Source organism: bacterium (genome assembly GCA_035281585.1).
In the GTDB taxonomy this organism is placed as follows: domain Bacteria; phylum UBA10199; class UBA10199; order DSSB01; family DSSB01; genus DATEDP01.
On sequence record DATEDP010000035.1, the window covers coordinates 1 to 21,897 of the forward strand.

Sequence of the window (21,897 nt, forward strand, 5' to 3'; positions counted from 1 at the left end):
CTTGCCCCCCTTTTTCAAAGGGGGGTGAAGCATTTTCCAGCACCGCCGAATATGTATTCTAAAAAATGACTAAATTTTAAATTTAGAATAGTTAACTTATTGTAATAACTTTATTTTACTACAAAAATTGTATTCTTATAATATCATAATTTTAAAAAACTACCTTGGCCTCCGCGCCCAAGGGTGCTAAGCCATTCCATGTGGAGCGGATTTATTCCTATCTCGACTACCGACAGTTCCTGCGCGATCGCTTTCGCCGCCTCAAGCGGTCGACCCGGGCCACCCACCGCTCGCTGTCGAAGAAAGCGGGCTTCGCTTCACCGAACTTTCTCAAGCTGGTGATGGAGGGCGAGCGGAATTTGAGCGAACGCAGCATCCCCCAGATCGCCGCCGCCTTCGAGCTGAACGAGCGCGAGCGCGAATTCTTCGCCGCCCTGGTCCGCTTCAACCAGGCCAAGGAATTGGAAGAGAAAGAAGCTCTCTACCAAGAGCTCAAGCTTCGCCGCCCCGACCTTTCGTTGAAACGCCTGGAGCATTCCCAATTCGAGTACCTCAAGGATTGGCACACCGTCGCGATCCGAGAAATGGTGGCGCTCGAAGGCTTTCGGGAAGATCCCGAGTGGATCGCCGAGCGGCTTGGCGGCCGAGTTCGGCCGGCCCAAGTCAAGCGGGCCCTGAAACTGCTGAACCGGTTGGGACTGCTCGGCCGCGACGCCGAAGGCCGTTTGGCTCCGAACCAAGCCCCGCTCAGCTCCGGCGACGAGGTCAGCTCGCTCGCCGCCTACCGCTTTCACCAAGGCATGCTCGAGCAGGCCAAGCGGGCCCTGCGCGAAACGCCGCCCGAGCTGCGCGACATTTCCTCGGTGACCTTGGCTATCGACGCCGACGCCCTTCAAAAGGTGAAGCGTAAGATTCAAGCTTTCCGCAAGGAGATCCTCAGCCTGTCGGAAGGACAGGGAAAGGCCGAGGCCATCTACCAAATGAATATCCAGCTCTTCAATCTGACGGAGGCCCCATGAAGCGCCGCCTCGCCAGGATCTTGAGACTTGTTCTTCTATTATCAACCGCCCTTGTCATGCTCCAAGCCTGCGGCCACGGCGGAACCGAGGTCGGGAATCCGCCGGCTCCTCAAGCTCCAAGCGATAGCGATGGCGGCGGCCCGACGCTCCACCCGGATCAGGGCGAGACTTCTCCGACACCTTCGCCCGATGCCAACCTGAATCTAGACGAAATGGAGGCCGAAATATGAAAATCCGCATCGTCCTGTCCTTGTGCTGCCTTTCACTCGCCGCCTGCTCGGGCGGCTCGAGCTCGGCCCCGCCCAGCAAAGTTTTGGGACGCTTTCAAAAGGCCGCCAATTGCGACGAAGTGAAATCCTACGTCCAAGACTACGTCGATCGGGCCCAAGAGTTTGCCGACCGAACCGTTCCGGTCGCCCCACCGGTGCTCGAAGGGCCGACGCCCGGCACCGAACCGAGTCCCGACAGCGGCGAAGACGGAGTGGCCTCTCCGAGCGGCGGCACCGTCATCCAAAGCGATCTCGCTTTCACCGACGTCGATCGCGGTCTCTTCTTCGTCTTTTCGGCCAATAATCTAAAAATCCTCAAGGCCTCGCCGGCCGCCGAGGCCCAGGTCCTGAGCGAGGTCGAGCTCGGCTTTCCGCCGCAGGAGTTGGTCAGCCTTAAGGTCGGAGCCAGGCGCTATGCCGTGATTTTCGGCGGCCAGGGTTATTTCGGGATCGGCCCGATGCCGGCGGCGGCCGAGAGCACGATCGCGCCGCTCAACGAGGAAAGCATCCTGGCGGTCTACGACGTCAGCAATCCAGCCTCTCCCACCAAGCTGCTCCAGGAAACGGCGCCGGGCCGCTTCCTCGAAGCCCGAGCCCTGGTCGAAGGCGGCAAGGTCGCCTGGGTCAGCGAGCGTTGGCTCTATCTCGGCGAGGGCGTCGAAGATGCCGATCTCTTTCCCCAAAAGACCTCGCTGCGCGACGGCGGGACCAATCAGCTGCCGCTGAGCGCTTGCCAAAATACCCTGCTCTATCAAAACGAAAGCCTCAACCCGGACTATGCGCCCTACTCGCTCACCGCGACGACGATTTCCCTGCTCGACCTCAACCAGGCCTTGCTGCCGGTCGTTTCCCAAGCCGTCTTGAGCCCGGCTTGGCGGACCTTGATCGCTGCCAACGGCGATCATTTGATGCTCGCGCAAAACGTCGACGGAGCCGAGCGCAGCGACACCGAGGTCTACCGCTTCGATCTCGGCGGCGAAACGCCGCTGGCTTTCCTCGATGCCGCCCAAGTGCCGGGCAACATTCTCAATCAATTCTTCATCGACGAACGGGAGGGCGTCCTGCGGGTTTTCCACCACGTCGCCCCGTCCTTCGGCTCTTGCCCCGAGTGCCCCGTCGCCGCCGAGCCCGCCGCCGCCCTCAAGGCCCAAGCCACCGATCCGAATCTAGCGACCGGCAACTACCTCAGCACTTATCGCGGCGGAAGCCTGCTCGGCCGCAGCGGCCCCTTCGAGGAGGACGAAGTGCCCTATGCCGCTCGCTTCCTCGGCCGCTTCGCCTGCGTCGTGACCTTTATCCAAATCGATCCGCTCACTTGCTTCGACCTGCAAGACCCGGCCAAGCCGGCCAAGCTGGGCGAGCTCGAGATCGAAGGCGTCTCCTTCCACTTGGAAGATCTCGGCCAGGGCTTCCTGCTCGGGATCGGCCGGGGCGGCGCCGGCGGAGTGGTCGCCAACCTCTTCGACGTCAGCGAGCCCAGCCAGCCGCAATTGGCCAAGCAGTTGGCGCTGAACCCCGGCGGCGGGACCTCCTTCAGCGAGGTCTTTTACGATCCGCGCGCCCTGGGCAAGGATCAGGAGCTGCGAAACTTCTCGGTGCCGACGGATGACGCGGCCGGCTCCAAGCTCGCCCTCTTCTCGGTCGACCTGGCCACCCGAAACCTGCAACCGGAAGGGGAATTGCTGAAGCCCTTCAGCGATACCTCCTACGACGCTTTCCGGCGGGCTTACTTTTTCGCCGACAGCCTGGCGACTCTCAGCTTCCAAAAGGCCGAAATCTTTTCCCGCAGCCCCTTGAGCCCGGTTTTTTCCTTGCCGCTGGAAAACTGAATTAGAAAATGTGAGTGCACCTCGGTGGCGGTCAGCTCCTTGGGAGCGAGCCGCCACCTTTTTTTCTAAATTTCAAAGACTTAGCGCAACTTCCCCTTCCTTTGTCCGAATAATTCTTGTACTCCACAACGCACAAGCCCTCTTCCCGCCACAGGATTGTAGGCGTTTGAAATTTTTAGTCTTTTTTTGGAGCAGCTGTGAGTTCCCGGGTAAGGAACCTCGCCGGTTCAAACAATCGATCGCCGCTTTTGGCGGCTGAAAGCGCTGCGCCCGCTGCGGCCGAGGTGACTTGGCTGAAGAAGCTGGCGGAATTCTTCGATTCTCCCAGCGAGAAGCGGAATCTTCTGGCGCTCGTTCTCGAGCGCGATCCCGAGTTATTGGGTCAAGGCCTGCTTTCCTTCGCGGCCCGGCAGACCGAGCGCGCTCCCCTCGCCACTTTCGAAATTTATCGACGGATTGCCGACACTCCCGAATTTTACGGCGAGGCTTTGGCTAAAATCGCCCATCGCCGCGCCGAGGCTTTGGCAGGCCGGGGAACTTTCGGCGAACGGAGCGAGCTCTTCTTGAATCGCTTCGTCCAGCAAGCCCTCGATCCCGTCACCTTGGCCAGCATGGTCGTGGCCGGCGGAGCGTTTCAAGGTTTGCGTCTGGCCTCGCTCAGCCGCCTGCTGGCCGCCGATGCCGGCGCCCTCACCCGGGGATGGGGCGCTCGGGGAATTTCCTTCGGTCTGGCTTTCGCCGCCGAGGCTCCGGCTTTCACCGCGGCCCAACATGGAATCAACACGCTGGTCGGCCGGCAAGCCGGCGCGGTTTCCCTCGGCCAAGAGCTGGCTTCGGGATACCTCATGCTGGGTGGCTTGCGGCTGAGCGCCAGCGCCGGCGCCGCCCTTTGGCGCCAGCTCGGCCCGGCGAATGTGGCCGCGAACGGTTTCCAACGGAACCTCTTTCAGCAAGGCGCCCAATTCGCCGGCATCACCGCCGCCCATTGGGCCGAGGAACGGCTCGGCCACGGTCCCGGCCGCAACGGCGAGGCCTTGCTGGCCGATTCGCTCGCCACCCTCCTCCTCTTCAATGCTGCGGGCCGTCTGCTGCATGGCTTGGGCGGCGACCGGCTCACCAAGAAATTGGAATTGCGAACTAGAGCGCTCGAAATGGCGCCGCCATCGCGACTGCCGACCGAGGCCGGATCGCTTTTGGGGCCGACCCTGGCGCCGGCGGCCGACGGTCAAGGCTGGTTGCAATCGCTGTCCGAAAGCAGGTCGGAGCCGAACGGCCCCTTAAGGCCGACGGTTCTCCTCACCACCGGCAGCGGCTCCTCCCGGCCGGAATCGAAGCCGATCACCCGCAATCCCGATCTTTATGCTCGGGTCCGGGCGGCCATGGGCGAAGCCGAGTTCAATATCTACCGCCTCTATAACGAAATTAATTCAGGCTGGCCGGCTTGGCCCGAGGTCGCCTTGAATTCCACCAACCTGGTCCTGGACAATTGCAGGGCCGACTTAACACGCCTGCCGATGGACCATCTTCCGACCCTGGAAAAATTGATCGCCAATCTTGAGCAAGTCCGAACCAACCTCGAATTGATCCGGAATTCCTGGGACCCGGGCCCGCTGGACCGGAACGCCCGGGACTTGCTCGGCCATATTTACCGGGTTCCCAACCGGATGGTGAACTACATCAATGACGGAAAACTGGAGACCTTGAGGGCCGTGAACCACAGCGCCATCGAGGCGAACCAATTCTTCAACCGTCAACTCGCTCCATTCTATATCGTCAATCGCGACAGCGGCGAAACTTTGCCGCCGCCGGCGCTGAACCAGACCCGTGAAGGCAAGCGGATCATCCGGGCCGCCAAGCGGAGTTGGAAAGAGGACGCGCTGCCCTTTTACGAATACCTCGACAGCGAGACCCAAGATGTCGACATCGCCCCGACGCCGCTCCGTCGGGTCCTGTTGCTCGGCGAAATTCCCAAAGAGCGTGGAGCCTTGGCGCTGAACCACGACGTCTCGCTCGACCACGGCGTGCCCCGTCCGGTGCACCGTGAATTGATCTCCGAATCGATGTCGGTAGGCCAATCCAAGCCGATCCGGCTGCGCAATCCCGATAGCGCGCCCTTCGAATACGTCGAGGCCTTCGACTTTCTCGATGCCGGCGCCTTGCTGACCGAGGCCGGCCAGAGTCGGCTACGGAGGGATTTTTTTGACAGAATTCAACCCGGCGGAATCGGGTTTTGGATGAGTCGGGATGCCCAGGCGACCGAGTTGGTTGTACAGACCGCGCTGGACCATCACATCGCCGACGTCATCCTCGGATCGAGGGGAGCGGACTTGCCCTTGCGCTTGCCCTCCGCGCCCCAAGACTCGAAGACCAACTATGTTTTTTTCAGGAAATTGCCGTATCCATGATGGATTTCTCTTTTAATTTTTAAGGCTATTGACTAACGGAATCGGGGGTCCGTGGTTAAGAAGTGAGGACAGGAAGTGACATTCGATTTCAGGCTTTCACGGACGCAGCGGCACTCTTCCGATCAAACCGGAGGACCTTCCGAAGTGCGCGCTTTTCTGCGCGAGCTTTCCAGCAATATTTCCGGATCCAGTATCCGCAATGAATTGAACGCCTTGGGATTGGAAGGCGATCCCGAGCTGCTCGGCGCCGGCCTGCGCAACTTCGCCGGCCGCCAAGAGCAGCATGGCCGCGCTCATATCGCCATGGCCATCTACCAGCAGCTGGCCGGCTCGCCCGACCGCTACGGAGCCCGGGAGTCGCGCCTCGCTGCCGAGCGGCTTCAAGCCCTGCATGGCCGCGGCAGCTTCGGTGCCCGAGCCGAAATCTTCGCCCAAAATTTTTTCCGTGACGTCAGCGACCCGGCCCTGCTCGCCGGCATGGCCTTCGCCGGCGGAGTCTTCCAGGGAGTGCGGGTCGCCTCCTACGGGCGCTTGCTTGCCGGCACCGGCGCTAATTTTGTGAACCGAGGGCTCGGTGCCCGCGGGCTTTCCTGGGGCCTGGCCGTTCTCGCCGAGGGCGCGGCTTTCCCCTTGGCCACCCGTTCGGTCGGCGCCTTGATGGGACGCGAGCAAGTATGGACCCGCGAGGCTTTGGGTCACGAGCTGGCGGCCTCTTACTTGACGCTCGGCGCTTTGCGCTTGAGCGGCAGCGCCGGCGAGTCGCTTGCCCGCCGCCTCAATCCGGCCGGCGGCCTGCTGTCGCGCGGCTTCCAACAAGCTTCGATGTTCACCGGCATCACCGCCGCCACCTGGCTCGAGCAACGAACCGGGCTTCGCGAAAGAACCGACGGCGCTACTTTGCTCGCGAGCTCGCTTGCCGGCCTGATCCACTTCAATGTCGCCGGCCGGCTGCTCCACGGTCTCGGCGGTGGCGAATTCACCCGCCGGCTGCGCTTCCAGCAGGAGCGATTGGAAAATCTCCCGCCGCCACTCGTCGCCATAAGGCCTCTTTATTTGCCGAGCCGAGCTCTGGTCCCGGCGGGAGCCGAGACGGTCTTCATGAGCGGCATGGATGGCGTGCCCAGCACCCCGCCGCCGCCGCCGGCCAGCGGCGAAGTGCGGACCCGGCGGACTTCCCAGCCTCCGGCGCCCAGAAACCCCGTCGAGGATTTCACTCAGATCGAAAAATCCCTGGCTCCGCTTTACGACGGACGACAAAGCGGCATGCCTTGGGTCGTGGAGGCCCGGGACTTGATCGAGCTTTACGGCAAGGCGGTGGACTCGATTCCAGTGGCCCACCCGGCCTCCGACCATCCCAACATCCTGAAGTACTTGCACGACATCACCACCGAGTCGAACACCATCCACAGCCTGCTCACCGTGGCCCGGGCCGTCGAGTCCAATCCGGCACTCGACGCGATGGAGCATTCGACCGGCCAATTCATCGAGTATTTCTACCGGAGTGCCAATACCTTCATCAATTACCTCAAGGACGCTGGCGTCACGATACCCGAACCTTTGAGCCAACTCCGGACCGCCCGGTATTGGCTGCAGTACGGCGTCGAGCGGACCGCCGGCGATCCGCCGGTGGCCCAGCACGGTGAAAATTTCCCCTATCATCGGGGCGAGGAAGGCTACGTCATCACTCGGCCCAACCAGCACGTGATCATCATGGGCGACGAACGTGCCCCCCGCACCTTCGAGCTGATCAGCGAGGGCCATCGAGTCACCCACGTCGACTTCGACAGCTCTAAAATGCGAATCACCCAAAATTTAGTGAACATGAAGGTTCAACGGGCCAAAGATTCCGGCCAATGGCGGCTCTCTTTGCCCGAAGGCGCCGAATTCCATTCCAGCGTCCAAAACGCCGAATTCGCCGATTACGTCGAAGCCTATTTCCCAAAGGTCTTCGAGCAATTGACCGCCCGCTTCGATCCCAAGCGTTCCGAGCAGCTGCGGGAATTGATCAATTCCAACCTCGCCCTCCGGCTCAATCCCGAAGGCAGCGCCTTCGTCATTACCAACCGCCACGACGCGATCGAGGACTTGGCCGAGGTGGTCCGGCAAACTCCCGGTCTCGAGCTTTTGGAGCAACAGATCATCCGTGACCGGATGCCGCTGCGGGCCGGCATGCATGTGACCGCGGTTCCCGGCGAAAATCTCTATTCTTGGCTGGTGTTCCGCAAGACCGGCTCGTAGGGGCGGGGCTTGCCCCCGCCCGGAGCAGGGACTCGCTTGGGCCGACCGGGCACCCGTAAGGGGTGCCCCTACCGCACCAAAATCCGCAAGCGCGGCCCGGTCCGGACCGTGAAGGTCTTCTGGGCCGGCAGCATGTCGCCGTCGATGGTGTAGGCCATCGGCTCGGCCAGCTCGATCTTCATCTCGGTGGCGGGCTCTTCGATCAAATTCTCCGACTTGGAGGGCCGGCCGACGAACATGTCGCCGACATGGCGCAGGACGTTGCGCGGCGGGAGCGAGAAGCCGATGGCATGGAATTTCCCGGCCTCCTGCGAATAATGGAAAACCTTGAACTTGAGGCCCAGGATCGGAATCGAGCCGGCGTAGAGCGCCGACCAATTCGCGAAGGGCCAGCGCTTGCCGTCGACCGTCACCTCGGCGTCGTAGCGCTCGAAGAGCTTCCGGGCGAAGCCGCCGTTGATCGCCGCCGAGCCGATCGAGCGGCTCAGGGTCCAGGCGGCCTTGGGCGGCGAGGGCGGCGCGCCCCCGTAGTAGGCTTGCATGAAGCGGTAGATCACGCCGGTGCCGAAGATGAAGCCGTACTTGTCGTTGACCTTCATCAAGTCCATCTCGGTCGTCTCGAAAGGCTCGTCCTCATGGTATTTGTAGATGAGGTTGCTGAGGATCTTCTCGGGCGAGCCCTTGATGCCGCAGGCGTTGGCCAGGGTGTTCATGGTGCCGCCGCGGAGGAAGGTCAGCTTGGGCAGCGGCTTTTCGCCGTAGACGTCGATGAAATGGGTCAGAGTGACGTGGTTGGTGCCGTCGCCGCCGCCGATGGCCAGGATGTCGATGTCCCGGGTCTTGAAGGCCTCGGCGACCCGCCGCAAATCCTGGATATCCTCGGTGGCCTGGCAGCTGCCGCGGTCGCCGACGATGAAGGACATCCGGGTCAGCTTGTCGGGGTCCTTCTTGTGCTTCTTGCTGTGGGGATTGAGGACGATTCCGATGCCGGACATGGGCTACTTTCAGCTCTTGAGTTTCAACATCTCTCGCGCCTGCCGAACCGTGGCGATGGGCCGGCCGACCTCGCCGGCCAGGCCGGCGGCCTTGGCGACCAGCTCGGCGTTGGACTTCGCCATCAGGCCTTTTTCAAGATAGAGATTGTCTTCCATACCGACGCGGACATGTCCACCTTTCTCGAGCGCCAGCCGGGCCATCGGGAACTGATGGCGGCCGATCGCGGCCAGCGACCAGGTGGCGCCGGCCGGCAGGCCGCCGATCAGGAAATCCAAATTGCGCTCGGTGGCGGCCAAGGCGCCGGGCACGCCGAGAACGAAGTCGAAGTGCAAGGGCTCCTCGACCAAGCCCTCCTTGGCCAAGCGAATCCCCTCCTCCAGCATGGCCGCGTCGAACACCTCGATCTCGGGCTTGATCCGCCGCTCGCGCATCGCCCGGGCCAGCCGGGCCACCAAGGGCCGGGGATTGGCGAAGATCCCCTCGCCGAAGTTGACCGAGCCGGTGGTGAGCGAAGCCATCTCGGGGCCGGCTTCGAGCGGCTGCAGCCGGTCTTCCTCGGAGTCGCCGATGGCTCCGCCGGTCGAGACTTGGACGATGACGTCGCAGCGCTGCCGGATCCGGCCGAGAGTCTCCCGGAAAACGTCGGCCCGGCAAGTCGGACGGCCCTGCTCGTCGCGGACGTGGACGTGGACGATGGCGGCACCGGCTTGGACGGCTTCGGCGGCTTGGACGGCGATCTCCTCGGGACGGATCGGAAGATAGGGCGCTTGCTCGCGGCTGAGCTCGGCCCCGACCAGGGCGCAGGTGAGAATGACCGCCTCCATCCTAGATCCTCTTCTTCGAGACGACGCAGGTGCCGACGGCCCGGCAAACGAGCACCGGTGTTTCCAGAACATGGGCCTTGCCCGGAATTTCCGATTTGGGATCGGCGGCAATGACCTTGTGAGCGGTGAAGCGCATCTGACGAGAAGTGTCGCCGAAACGGATGATCTCGGCTTCGGCCTCGATGAAGTCACCGGCATAGACCGGCGCCAGGAACTCCACCACCTCGTAGGCTCGGAGCAGTCCCTCCTCGCCGTCGCTGTGGATCAGCAGCTCGGTGGCGACGTCGCCGAACAAGGCCAGGATCCGGGCTCCGTCCACCAAGTCATGGGCGTAATGGGCGTCGGCTTGGCTCATTCGCACGCGCTGCGTCAAGCGATGGACTTCGTCTTTGGACACCGAGGCATTGTAGCAGGCCCGAGGAAGGAAGGGCAAATCGCGAGGGCTTTTACTTGGAGCGCTTGGCGTGCTGTTGGACGATGAAGCTCGCGACCTCGCTGGGCATGGTCCCGGGACCGAACCCGGCGTCGAAACCCAACTTGACCGCTTGGGCGTGGGTCAGCCGGGGGCCGCCGACGATCTTGAGCATGCCGGCATTGAGCTTCTTGTTCTGCTTGAGGAGGGGAAGCAGGTCCTTCAAATCGGTGAGATGCTGGCCCCGCTGGGTGACGAGCTTGCTGACCAAGAGGACGTCGGCCTTGAGCTCGGCGGCCTTCTCGACCAGCTGGGCATTGTCGACCTGGGAGCGAAGATTATGGACCTCGAAGCAGGGATAGCGCTCCAAGCCGGGATCGCCGTCATAACCCTTCATGTTGAGGATGGCGTCGAGGCCGACGGTGTGGGCATCGTGGCCGGTGGTGGCGCCGACGACGACCAAGCGGCGCTTGAGATGATTTTCGGCGAAAGCCATCACGCCGTCGTAATCCATCTTTTCGAACTCGGCCTTGGCGACCTTGATCTTGGTGAAGTCGATCGAATGCTTGGCCCGGGCGAAGACGACGCAAAAAGTGTAGCCGGCCCCGATCGACTCGGCCGAAGCGACGTGGACCTCGCCAAAACCCTGCTTCTCGACGAAAAGCCGGGCGGCTTCCTTGGCCTCGGGCGAGCATTCCACCGGCAAGGTGAAGCTGAGCTGAATCGCACCGTCATTGGTCAAATCGCCGTAGGGCAACAAGCGGCGCGGGCTGGCCGCCGTTCCCGGCTTGGGCACCGAAGCATCGTCCTTTTTTTGAAACCAGCGTTTGAGTGTTTCCATCGGTGCCATCGCTTACCCCTCGGTATCGCCTCCGCCATTGCCGCCGGAAGACGGCCCTTCGCCACCCGAGCCGCCTTCGCCGCCCGATGAGGCGGTGCCTTCCTGGCCCTCGGTCCGCGGGCCTCTTCGTCCGCCGTGCCGGCGCCCTCTTCCACCGCGCCGTCCGCGGCGCCGGCCGCGCCGCTGCCGATTTTCGGAATTGCTCTCGCCGGCCGGGCCTTTCTCGGACCCGCCTTCGCCATCGGCCTCGGCGGCGCGGCGAGCGAAGGCCATCTGATCGTCGTGAACATCCTCGGGCGTCTCGAGCCGGCGGGTCTCGGTGACGGCCGGAAGCGCGATCACCGTTTGGCTGCTTTCGATCTCAAGCTGGACCTCGGGAACCGCCGCCTCGGCGGCAACCGGCGCTGAATTTTCGGCGGCCTCGCCGGCCGGGACCGGCGCCGGCGCTTGACGCCCGCGTCCGCGCTCACGGCCACGCTCGCGGCCCCGCTCACGGCCGCCCCGATCCCTTCCGCCATCGCGGCCGCGCCCATCGCGACTCCGGCCATCGCGGCCTCGTCCCCGGCCTTCCTCGCGGCTCCGCCCTTCGCCGCCGCCGCTCTCGGCCGGGGCTTCGGCCCGGGCACGGCTGTCGTCACGACCGCCGGCCGACCTTCCGCCGCGAACCCGGCGGACTTCGTCGCGGTCCTCGTAGCGCCGCTGCCGCGGCTCCTCGCGGGTCTCCTGCTTCGGCGTCAGGTAATCCTTGAGCGGGGTATAGTAATCGCGATCCTTTTCGAAGACGCCGTCCAATCCCTTGCCCTCGTCGACGCCGCGCTTCACCGCGGCAAAGGCGCCTTCCTCGATGGCGGTCATCAGGCTTCGGCCCCGGACTTTCTTCAAGTGAGCCAGGGCATCGTCCAAGACCTGGCGGGCCCGCCGGGCGACCTTGCCGTTGGGCTGGAAGAGCACCTCATCCTGGATGCTCTTGGCGCCCTTGAAAATGTAGGAAGCATTTTTGAGGCTGAGGAAGCGGTCCTGGATCCAGGGGTTGTGGATCGCCTCGGTGTGCATGCCGAGGAGCTGGATCGATTGGCCGGTCAGGATGCCGGCCAAGTTGAACATCCCGTCGTAAAGATAGCTGAAGAAGATGTCGCCGCTCTTGTGCTTGGTCGGCGGCATGAACTTGATCGGGTTGCGCGGGAAAACCTCGCGGACCAGCTGGGCCTGGGCCCACTCGAAGAGGATCGAGTCCTCGATCCAGGGATCGATCTCGTGGGCGTGGCCCAGGGCGATCTGGAGATCGGGCAGGCCGGCGGCCTTGGCGAAGGCTTCGTTGATGAAGTGGCTGGCGATCACCTGGTAGTAATACTTATGGGATTCGGCGGTGGTGAGGTAGTTGTCCTCGCCGGTCTGGATGGTGATGCCGGAAAGCGCGCAGATCCGGCGCGAAAAATGCTGGTCGACGAAGTTCCGCTTCATGTTGATGTCGCGGAAGAGAATGCCGTACATCGCGTCGTTGAGCAGGTAGTCGATGCCTTCGAGGGCGCCCATCACCGCGATCTCGGGCATGCAGAGGCCCGAGGAATAATTGGTCAGCGCGATCCGCCGCTTGAGCTGCTTCTCGGAATGGTCCAGCGCCGCCCGCATGATCTTGAAATTTTCTTGGGTGGCGAAGGTCCCGCCGAAGCCCTCGGTGGTTTCACCCTCGGGAACGTAATCGAGAAGGCTCTGGGCGGTCGAGCGGATCACGGCGATGATGTCGGCCCCCATTTCGGCCGCGGCCTGGGCCTGGCGGACGTCCTCGCGGATGTCGCCGGTCGCCACGATGACGTAGCGCAAGGGAGCGCTGGAAAGGCGCCAAGCCGGCCGCTTCTTGCGCTTCTCGACCGAGGCCCGCAGCTTGACCACGGTCTTGGCGAAAAAGCCTTGGCAGGCCTCGTCGATTTTCTCCAAGGGCAAAGGCTCGAGCTTGGCCAAGTCGATCTCGCCGCCGGCGATTTTGCGGGCCAAGGTGGTCGGAGTCAGCCGAGAGTGGTGGGCCGCGGCCAAGCCGAACCAGTAAGCCGCTCCCTTGCTCAAGCGCTCGCGGCCGATCTTGTCGACGACCTCGTTGACCAAGGGATAGCGGCCTTGGGGCGACGCCTCCTTGGGACTCTCTTCCAAGCAGCCTTCGACGCCGAGCAAGCGGAGCGTGCTGCGCTCGATCGAAAGCGTCGTGTGGCGGTTGACGTTCTGGAGAATGGGGCGGGCGATTTGCGCGGCCTGGGATCGACACTGGTCGATCTGGTCGCGATCGAGGCTTAATTTGGACATCGCTTCAGAAACCTAATCTAGTGTGTGGGCGCTTGCGTCTCGCGCGGTTCGATCGACACCGCGTCATCGTGCAACAAGCGCGCTAAACCATGCTCGGGAGCCATGCGTCCGGCCTTTTCGACCGTCCGGGCCGTCGAGCAGGTGCAATCGGTTAGAGCGGGTTGAGGGTAGGTACTAATGAAGCCTTCGTAGTTTCGAACGACGACTTTCTTGTCCGACTGGCTGATCAAGTAATGCGGGGCCACCGGAATTTTTCCTCCGCCGCCCGGAACGTCGATGACGAATTCGGGGACGGCGAGGCCGCTGGTATGGCCGCGCAGCGATTCGATGATTTCAATCCCCTTCTCAACGGGGGTGCGAAAATGACTAATTCCCTCGCTCAAGTCGCATTGATAAATGTAATAAGGCTTTACCCTCAAGCTGAGCAATTCCTGCATCAGCTTCTTCATGATCGCCGCGTCGCTGTTGATTTTCCTCAACAAAACGCTCTGGTTCATCATGGGGATACCACCGTCGACAATTCGGTCGCAAGCGATTTTTGCCTCGGGGCTCAGCTCGTAGGGGTGGTTGAAATGGGTCATAAAGTATAAGGGTTTGAAGGCCTTAAGCATTTCGACCAGCTCCGGGGTGATCCGCATCGGCAGGACGCAGGGAATCTTGCTGGCGATCCGAAGGATCTCGACGTGGGGGATCGCCCGGATCCGGCCCAGGACCTCCCTCAGCATGGCCGTCCCCATCATCAGGGCGTCGCCGCCCGAGACGATCACGTCCCGAATCTCCCGATGGGAGTCGATATAGTCGACGATCACGTCGACTTCGTTCTTCTGCTTGTGACCTTCCTTGTCGAGGACGAAGCGGCGGCGGGTGCAAAAACGGCAGTACATCGAGCAAACCCCGGTCAAAGTGACCAGGACCCGGTCGGGGTAGCGATGAACGACATTGGGCACCGGCATATCGGCGTCCTCGTTCAACGGATCGTTCATCTCCCCCGGCTCGACGTGAAGCTCGGCCTCGGAGGGAATGCTCTGGAGAAGGATCGGGCACTCCCGATTGTCGGGGTCGGCCAGGCTCAAATAATAGGGAGCGACCGCGAATTTATACTTGGCGAAGGTATGGCGGATCCGCTCCTGCTCCTGATCGCTCATCGGCAGGAACTCGGCCAATTGCTCGACCTTGGTCACGGTGTGCTGAAGCTGCCATTTCCAATTGTCCCAGTCCTCGCGCTTGACCTCGCGCCAGGGCCGGTAGCGTTGGTAATAGAGCGGATCGCTGTTGTCGATATAAGGTAAACGCATATTTTCTTTCTCCCTCCCCTTTGTAAGGGGAGGGTTGGGGAGGGGTAGAGAGCCGGCGATATGCAAAAATTTTGCAAAATACCCTCTCTCTACCTCCCCTGCCCCCTCCTTACAAAGGAGGGGGAACCGTTCATCCTTCAAAAAACCTCCGCAGCCTTTCGTGCCGGCGGACCAAGTCCAAGGCCAGGCCGGCGTGGCCCTCGGCGTAGCCGTTGCCCATGATCAGCTCGACGTCGCGGCCCAGGCCTTCGGCCGAGAGCACCGCCCGGTTGAACTGAGTCGCCATATTGAAGAAGAGCACCTTGCCGCCAGCGCGGGCCGCCAAGATCGATGCCGTCTCGGTCTCCGGGGCATTGCAGCAATTGATCACGAAATCGAAAGCCGGGGCGCGATGGGACTCCAGCGCGCGGCGAAAGCCCAAGGGCGCTTGGGCGTCGGCGGCGAAGGCGCTTTTGGCGAAGCCGAGGCCGACCGCCTTTTCCAAGGCTGCTTCGGAAACGTCGCTGAACCAGAGCTCGGCGGCGCTTCCCGAAACGGCGGCGGCGCAAAGGGCCCCCGAATGTCCCCCTCCCAGGATCAGAACCTTGTCGCCGGATCGAACCAAGCGCCGGGCCCAAGCCGGGGCGCCGCAGACGTCGAAGATCGCCAAGGCGGCGCGCTCCGAAAAATCCTTGGGCAGAAGAGCTGCCGGCGCGCTGGCGAAGAGCACCGCCTGTCCCCGCACGTCGACTTGGGGCGAATCGGGATCGACCTTTTCGACGGCTTCGAGCTTCAGCGGAGTGAGCGTGAGGCTGATCAAGGTGGCGATTCGGTCGCCGACCTTGAATCGGGTCGGAGCCTGGGGACCTAAGGCTTCGACTCGGCCCAAGAGCATGCCGCCCGAGCCGGTCACCGGGTTCTGCATTTTGCCTCGCTCCTCGACGATTTGTCGGATGTTCTGGGCGATGGCCCTGGCGTCGCCGGAATTGGCGGCCCGGAGCTGGCGAAAGGAAGCCGAATCGAGATTGAGCTTTTCCACCCCGATCCAGGCTTCGTCTTGGAAGAGCGGAAGCTCGGGATCAAGCTTTTGCGCCGCTTGCGGCAGAGCGCCGGGGGGAGCCAAGACCCGGCCCTCCCCGAGGGGATTGAAGCCTTGGCGGTACTTCATGACCATCTCACTTCGCAAATTCTGCGAATTTGCTGCGCAAACCGGCAAAGCCGGTTCTTGCGTCAAGCCTATCACATGAGGAAATACTCAGTAACCCCCTAAAATCAGTCTATTTTTGACAAAGTGCAGCAAAACCTCCCCCTTTTGAAAAAGGGAGGATCAAGGGGGGATTTAAAGCGGCGGCTTGAAGATAAAAGCCCGTTTTGCTGCATTGCCACGGCTTTAAATCCCCCCTGCCCCCCCTTTTTCAAAGGGGGGTGAGAAGATGGGCGATGACTTCAAGATTGAGGGTTTGGGGGAAAAAGTCGATGGGCTGGATCGATTCGACCTCATAGCCGGCCTGAATCAAGACCTTAAGGTCCTTCTTGAGCGCCGGCGGATGGCAAGACACATATAAAATCCGAGGCGGCTTGGCGGAGCGGAATACCGGCAGGCAATCCTCGGCCCCGCCCCGCGGCGGATCCAGCAGAACCAAATCGAAACTTTGCTTGGCGCGAAAAAGTTGAGCCGCCACCTTGGCGGCGGCGCCGGCCTTCCAACTCAACTGCGGCCAATCTCCTTGAAGGGCGATGCCCCGCTCCACCGCCCGGCGATCCGACTCCACCGCCACCCAAGTTTGTTCGGGTCGAGCCAAGGCGTAAGTCAGATTCCCGCTGCCGGCGAAAAGCTCGAGAACGCTGCGGGGCTTCATTTCCGCCAAGTCCTTTCGCAAGATTTCGATCAGGATTCGGTTGGCCTCGGGGTTGACCTGGACGAAGCTGCGCTCCTCCCCTTCTTGGCTGATTTCGACTTCTCCGTCATCGAGCAGGGTCAATTCGTAGGTGAGCGAGGTCGGCTTGCGCGGCTGCTTTAGGACTTCAGCGGCCCGGGCCTGGACTTCGGGGATTTTGGCGTTGAGGGCCTCGTCGGCGATGAGGCAGCGGTCGATCTCGACCACCTGGCGGCTCCTGCTCCCGTAAAACCCGACTTGGCCCTGGGGACCAACATGAAGCTGGATGCGCCGCCGGTAGTTCCAGGTCTTGGGTGAAGGGAGGATGGGATGAATCTGTTCGGCCGCGACGACGCCTTTGAGAATTTCGGCCAACCAAGCCTGCTTGTGAGCCAACTGCTCTTGGTCCGTCAAATCCTGGAGTTGGCAGCCCCCGCAAGGGCCGAAATAGGGACAGGGAGGGATCTGAGGCATCGTTTTTCCATAGAGATTCTTTTTTTGCTTGGCAACCGATCCTTGGAACGGCCGAGATATCAATAGACCACCACTGAGCGAATCGACTCGCCACGCTCCATCAGCTCGAAACCCTCGTTGATCTTCTCCAACGGCAAGCGGTGGGTGATCAGCTCGTCGATCTTGACCTTCCCTTCCATGTACCAATCGACGATCCGCGGAACGTCGGTCCGGCCGCGGGCGCCGCCGAAGGCCGTGCCTTTCCAAACCCGTCCGGTGACGAGCTGGAAGGGCCGAGTGCTGATCTCCTGGCCGGCGCCGGCCACTCCGATGATGATCGACTGGCCCCATCCGCGGTGACAGCATTCCAAGGCCTGGCGCATGGTCTGGACATTGCCGATGCACTCGAAGCTGTAATCGGCCCCGCCGCCGGTGACTTGGATCACGGCGTCGACGACGTTCTCCACTTCCTTGGGGTTGATGAAGTGGGTCATGCCGAACTTTCGGGCCAAGGCTTCGCGGCCCGGATTGAGGTCGATGCCGACGATCTTGTCGGCCCCGACCATCTTCGCCCCTTGAATGACGTTGAGGCCGATCCCGCCCAAGCCGAAGACGGCAACGTTGGCCCCGGCCTCGACCTTGGCGGTGAAGAGGACCGCGCCAACGCCGGTGGTGACTCCGCAGCCGATATAGCAGATCTTGTCGAAAGGCGCGTCTTCCCGGACCTTGGCGAGGGCGATCTCGGGCAGGACGGTGTAGTTCGAGAAAGTCGAGGTCCCCATGTAGTGATGCAAGGCCTTGCCTTCGAGCGAGAAACGGCTGGTCCCGTCGGGCATCAGGCCCTTGCCCTGGGTGGCCCGAATCGCGGTGCAGAGGTTGGTCTTGCGCGAGAGGCAGCTTTTGCATTCGCGGCACTCCGGCGTATAGAGCGGAATGACGTGGTCGCCTTTCTGAAGCGACTTCACGCCCGAACCAACTTCGACGACGACGCCGGCGCCCTCGTGCCCCAGAATCGAGGGAAATAAACCCTCGGGATCGGCGCCGGAAAGCGTGTAGTGATCGGTGTGGCAGATGCCGGTGGCCTTGACCTCGACCAAGACCTCGCCGGCCTGGGGGCCTTCGAGGTCGACTTCGGCGATGCTTAAAGGCTCTCCGGCTTTCCAGGCGATGGCAGCTTTACTTTTCATGGGTTTCCCTCCGCGGCTTCGGCGTCGCACCGAACGATCTCCAAGCTCCTCTTTCGGATGAAGCCGCTGAAAGGCGCAATGAAATTCCAGTAACGCCGAAATTTTCGATAAGCCTTGTCGCCGAGGCACTGGATTCGGGTTTCGGTGTGCAGGACGCTTCGCCCTTCCCCCGCGGGCTCCAAGCCGAAATGCCAGATCGCCTTGGCATAGCCTTCCTGGGCAAAATTCAAGAAGCCTTGGGCGTCGAGCCGCTGGAGTCGCCCCTTCCAAGTCCAGAACTGCCCGACCACCCCCAACGCGAATTCCCGCTCCGGAATCCGACCCAGTTCACAGAAGCGCAAGCGGCGAAAATTCTCCCAGGTCGACCCGGAGGTCGGAAGGCCGCGTAGCCTCAATAAGATGCGGACCGGCAAAGATCGCGAAAGATTCAAACTTTCCATGGCCCGATAGACCCGGGCCGACGGCGCACGAATGACCGTGGAATGCTTATTGCGGAACTGGAATTCCGGCAAATACCGCTCCAACAGCAACTCATTGCCCGACATGGCCTTAAAGCGCCCTCAGAAAGGCCACCAGGTCGCCCTTTTCCTGGGCGTTCAGCTTCGTGCCCAACACGAGATTGAAGAACTCGACGGAGTCCTCCAAGGTCAAGAGTCGGCCGTCATGGAGATAAGGCGGCGAATCCTTGATCCCGCGGAGCGGGAAGGTCTTGATCGGCCCATCGGCCGAGGCCATCCGGCCGTTGACCAGCTGGGGCTTGAAGAAGCGCTCGGTCTTGAGATTGTGCATCAGGTTGTCGGTGTAATAAGGCGGAACGTGACAGGCCGCGCATTGGCCCTTGCCGAAGAAGATAGCCTGGCCCCGCATTTCGGCTTCGCTGGCCTTGGTCGGATCGAGCTTGCCGAAGACATCGAGCTTCGGCGCCGGCGGGAAATCGAGCAGCTCCTGAAATTCGGCCATGGCGTGGACCTGCTGGCCGCGGTCCAGGATATTGATCCCCTTCTTGGCGGCGATGACCGGATCGCCGTCGAAGTAGGCCGCCCGCTGCTCGAACTCGGTGAAGTCCTCGACGTTCTTCAAGGCCCGCTGCGAGCCGAAAAGCCGCTGGATGTTCACGCCCCGCAGCGACGGCGTATCGATCCGATGGCGGAACTCCTGGGGCCGGATGTCGCCGACCAAGTGAGTGGCGGCGTTGGTATGGCCGTTGCTGTGACAGTCGAGGCAAGCCACCCCTCGGCTGGGCAGGGCCGAGCGCCGGTCCTCGGTGAGGTTGAACTGCTGCTGCGGAAAGGGGGTCAGCAATAGGCGCAGGCCGTCGAGCTGCTTGGGATTGAGGATGCCGTTGAAGCGCTCGTAAAAGTTATTGATCGTGATGAGCTGGCCGCCGGAGACGTCGCCCAAATCGGGCCGAGTGGTCAGAAAGATCGGCGCCGGAAACTCCGGCAGGAAATGATCCGGCAGGTCGTAATCCAAATCGAAGCGGGTCAGGTCCCGCCCCTCTTGCTTCTTGACCTCCTCAATTTCGAAATGGGGAAAGAGCATCCCGCCCTCGGGATGGTTGGGATGGGGCAAGGGCAGAAATCCGGCTGGAAAGAGACTGCCGTTGCGGATCTCGTCGGGTGTCTTGTTGGCGAGCTCTTCCCAAGTGCCTTGAGCCAGCTTGACCCGGACGCCCTCTTGCACCGCCTTGCCCCGGGCCATCGTGACGCCGGCCGCCGGCCGGTTGCTCAAATCGTAGCGGGCATTCAACAAATCCCTTTGGCGGGCCATGATCCCGGCCTTCTCGCCTTGCATTTTTGCCATGGTGTCGGGGAAAGGAACGGTGATGTTCACCGGCGCGAAGCTGCTGGGAGCGCTGCCGCTTTCGACCGTCGAGTGCCGGAAGAGCAGGACTCCGACGACGCCGACCGCAACCACACCGAAGAGCCAGAGGAGCTTGACGGGACGCTTCATACTCCCTCCTTCTTCCAATTAGGAGAATGGTAGCCCCCGCCGAAAAGCGAGGAAAGGCAAATCGTCTTAAGTCCCGAGCCGAGCCGCGATGCGGGCCCGGACTTCGTCGCTCAGCCGGCGGGCGGCGGCATCGAGATCGCCGTTTTTGAAGGGAGCCACCGCGACCGGATCGAGGACTTCGAGGCGCATCCGTGATTTTCCGCTCAGCAGCCGCGAGTGCTTGGGAATGGCGTAGAGCGAGTCCCGGATGACGATGGGCAGGATGTCAAAGCCGCTCTCCATCGCCAAACGGAAGGCGCCGGGCTTGAAGTCCCGCAGCTGACCGTCCTGCGAACGGGTCCCCTCGGGAAAGAAGAAGACCGAGGAGCCTTGCTCCAGCCAACCGCGGCAGTCGCGAAGGCAGCGCTCGCGGCTTTCGGGATTGCCCCGGTCGATGGCGACATAGCCGTTGAGCGACATGTTCCAGCCCAGCAAGGGGACCTTGAACAGCTCCTTCTTGGCGACCCACTTGAAATGCAGGAAGGTGTTGAAGACGCAGATGATGTCGGCCATCGACTGATGGTTGGCGACGATGACATAGGCCCGCTTCTTGTCGGCCCGCTCCAGCCCGGACTTTTCCAAGCTCCAAAAGGGATTCACCCAGAGATAGAGGCTGGACCAGAGACAGGTGTACTTTTGCAAGAAGCGCAGATTGGGGTCGAAGGGCTTGGTGACGAGCCGGATCAAAGCCGCGCCGATCACCAATACCATCGACGAAAGGACGAAGAAGGCCCAAAAGAGGCCGTTGATCGCCACCAGGTAGATTTTCCGAAGCATGCTAACACCCCGATAAACCCCCCTTTGAAAAAGGGGGGTTGGGGGGATTTAAAGCGCTGGCAATATTACCGATTGGTTTTTTTTGCCATGTCCGTCAAATCCCCCCTGCCCCCCTTTTTCAAAGGGGGGTTTAGAATTAGAAGTGTCGATACCCCCGCCAAACCACCGCGATCTTCTTCCCCGACCGATGCCAGGCCAGCTTTTGGCTTTTCTTGGCTTTCCCGATCCGGGTCACCTTCAATCGATAACGCCGGCAGTATTCTTGAAATCGCCTTTCGGCTCCGCGGCGCACCGTGAAGAGAAGCTCATAATCCTCCCCGCCGGCCAAGAGCAATCGTTCTTCTTCGAACTTCAAATTTTGGCAAAGCCGGGTGAAGGCCCGCGACTTCGGCAACAAATCGATATCGACCTCGAAACCGACACCGGAAGCGCGAGCGAGGTGAACCAAATCGCCGGCCAAGCCATCGCTGAGATCCAGCGCCGCGCTCACCATCCCGCTGCGGGCCAATTTTTCGCCCCATTCCAAGCGCGGCCCGGGCCGGGCATGGCGCCGGCGGAAGGGCTGGGCCGCCCCTCCGATCCCTTTTTGAATCGCCATCCAACCGAGGGCGGCGGTGCCGAGCTCGCCGCTGACCCAAAGCGTGTCACCCGGCCGGGCTCCGCTTCGCAACAAGGGTTTTTGGCGGCTTTCGCCCAGGACCGCCACGGCGATCGTGGCGCCGGCCGGCGAGGCGTTGGTGTCGCCGCCGACGATCGGGCAGCGATAGCGCCGGGAAGCCTCGGCCAGCCCGCGATAAAAGGCATCGAGCTCAGCGACTTTGGCTTTCTTCGGCAGGGCCAGACCGACCACGGCGCCCAAGGGCCTTCCGCCCATCGCGGCGAGGTCGCTCAAATTCACCGCCAAGCTCTTCCAACCCAAGTCCCGCCATTCGGCCGGCGAGCCCCGGCGGAAATGAACGCCTTCGACCAGCAAATCTTCGGTGAATAGTTGGTAATGGCGGGGAGAGAGCTGGAGGACCGCGGCGTCGTCGCCGATGCCGACTTTCCAACCGGAGCTCGGTGGAAGCCGCCGGCGAACGCGCTCGATGAGACCGAATTCGCCGAGGGAATGAAGAGTGGGCATCCAGCTAGTCATCCTGAGGAGCATAGCGACGAAGGATCTATGACCACCTTGGTGGGTATGAGATCCTTCGCTGGCGCTCAGGATGA

At 62.0% G+C, this 21,897-nt stretch carries 18 protein-coding genes; 5 read left to right on the forward strand and 13 right to left on the reverse strand.

The window, feature by feature from the left end; genetic code table 11:
- The first annotated feature begins 200 nt into the window (after positions 1–200).
- The 5 genes from VJR29_02475 to VJR29_02495 all read left to right on the forward strand — a co-directional run bounded on the left by VJR29_02475 (position 201) and on the right by VJR29_02495 (position 7,760).
- On the forward strand, positions 201–1,019 hold the full coding sequence (locus VJR29_02475) for a TIGR02147 family protein (protein ID HKY62258.1): 819 nt from the start codon (positions 201–203) through the stop codon (positions 1,017–1,019).
- A complete protein-coding gene (locus tag VJR29_02480) occupies positions 1,016–1,249 on the forward strand; it encodes a hypothetical protein (GenBank protein ID HKY62259.1) in 234 nt (77 codons plus the stop codon). Before VJR29_02475 ends, VJR29_02480 begins: the two co-directional genes overlap by 4 nt.
- The gene (locus VJR29_02485; protein ID HKY62260.1) at positions 1,246–3,117 is read left to right on the forward strand and encodes a beta-propeller domain-containing protein; all 1,872 of its coding nucleotides are present in this window, start codon (positions 1,246–1,248) and stop codon (positions 3,115–3,117) included. The genes VJR29_02480 and VJR29_02485 overlap by 4 nt, the downstream gene beginning before the upstream one ends.
- 248 nt (positions 3,118–3,365) lie before the next feature.
- A complete protein-coding gene (locus VJR29_02490; protein ID HKY62261.1) occupies positions 3,366–5,522 on the forward strand; it encodes a hypothetical protein in 2,157 nt (718 codons plus the stop codon).
- Between the two features lie 144 nt (positions 5,523–5,666).
- Positions 5,667–7,760 carry a hypothetical protein gene (locus VJR29_02495; GenBank protein ID HKY62262.1) on the forward strand — a complete coding sequence of 698 codons (2,094 nt, stop codon included), beginning with the start codon at positions 5,667–5,669 and terminating at the stop codon, positions 7,758–7,760.
- 68 nt (positions 7,761–7,828) lie between these two features.
- On the opposite strand, the gene VJR29_02500 is transcribed toward VJR29_02495, so the two are convergent.
- The 13 genes from VJR29_02500 to thiL all read right to left on the reverse strand — a co-directional run bounded on the left by VJR29_02500 (position 7,829) and on the right by thiL (position 21,811).
- The gene (locus tag VJR29_02500) at positions 7,829–8,755 is read right to left on the reverse strand and encodes a diacylglycerol kinase family protein (protein HKY62263.1); all 927 of its coding nucleotides are present in this window, start codon (positions 8,753–8,755) and stop codon (positions 7,829–7,831) included.
- A 9-nt stretch (positions 8,756–8,764) separates the two neighbouring features.
- A complete protein-coding gene (locus tag VJR29_02505) occupies positions 8,765–9,580 on the reverse strand; it encodes a 3-keto-5-aminohexanoate cleavage protein (GenBank protein HKY62264.1) in 816 nt (271 codons plus the stop codon).
- A 1-nt stretch (position 9,581) separates the two neighbouring features.
- Positions 9,582–9,935, reverse strand: coding sequence for a hotdog fold domain-containing protein (locus VJR29_02510; protein HKY62265.1), 354 nt, complete (start codon positions 9,933–9,935; stop codon positions 9,582–9,584).
- Positions 9,936–10,026: 91 nt separating this feature from the next.
- The gene (locus tag VJR29_02515) at positions 10,027–10,833 is read right to left on the reverse strand and encodes an OAM dimerization domain-containing protein (GenBank protein ID HKY62266.1); all 807 of its coding nucleotides are present in this window, start codon (positions 10,831–10,833) and stop codon (positions 10,027–10,029) included.
- A gap of 12 nt (positions 10,834–10,845) precedes the next feature.
- On the reverse strand, positions 10,846–13,128 hold the full coding sequence (locus tag VJR29_02520; GenBank protein HKY62267.1) for a lysine 5,6-aminomutase subunit alpha: 2,283 nt from the start codon (positions 13,126–13,128) through the stop codon (positions 10,846–10,848).
- 17 nt (positions 13,129–13,145) lie between these two features.
- Positions 13,146–14,423, reverse strand: coding sequence for a KamA family radical SAM protein (locus VJR29_02525; GenBank protein HKY62268.1), 1,278 nt, complete (start codon positions 14,421–14,423; stop codon positions 13,146–13,148).
- Positions 14,424–14,553: 130 nt separating this feature from the next.
- Complete coding sequence (locus tag VJR29_02530; GenBank protein HKY62269.1) at positions 14,554–15,570, reverse strand: L-erythro-3,5-diaminohexanoate dehydrogenase; 1,017 nt, start codon at positions 15,568–15,570, stop codon at positions 14,554–14,556.
- 247 nt (positions 15,571–15,817) lie between these two features.
- Positions 15,818–16,753, reverse strand: a complete 936-nt coding sequence (locus VJR29_02535; protein ID HKY62270.1) for an RsmD family RNA methyltransferase — start codon at positions 16,751–16,753, stop codon at positions 15,818–15,820.
- Positions 16,754–16,812: 59 nt separating this feature from the next.
- Entirely contained in the window at positions 16,813–17,919 is a 1,107-nt protein-coding gene (locus VJR29_02540; protein ID HKY62271.1) for an S-(hydroxymethyl)glutathione dehydrogenase/class III alcohol dehydrogenase, read from the reverse strand.
- Complete coding sequence (locus VJR29_02545) at positions 17,916–18,464, reverse strand: hypothetical protein (GenBank protein HKY62272.1); 549 nt, start codon at positions 18,462–18,464, stop codon at positions 17,916–17,918. The genes VJR29_02540 and VJR29_02545 overlap by 4 nt, the downstream gene beginning before the upstream one ends.
- A 4-nt stretch (positions 18,465–18,468) precedes the next feature.
- Positions 18,469–19,872, reverse strand: coding sequence for a cytochrome B6 (locus VJR29_02550; GenBank protein ID HKY62273.1), 1,404 nt, complete (start codon positions 19,870–19,872; stop codon positions 18,469–18,471).
- Between the two features lie 66 nt (positions 19,873–19,938).
- Positions 19,939–20,688: a lysophospholipid acyltransferase family protein gene (locus VJR29_02555; protein HKY62274.1), complete on the reverse strand. Its 750-nt coding sequence runs from the start codon at positions 20,686–20,688 to the stop codon at positions 19,939–19,941.
- 136 nt (positions 20,689–20,824) lie between these two features.
- Positions 20,825–21,811, reverse strand: a complete 987-nt coding sequence (thiL, locus tag VJR29_02560; GenBank protein ID HKY62275.1) for a thiamine-phosphate kinase — start codon at positions 21,809–21,811, stop codon at positions 20,825–20,827.
- Between the last annotated feature and the right edge of the window lie 86 nt (positions 21,812–21,897).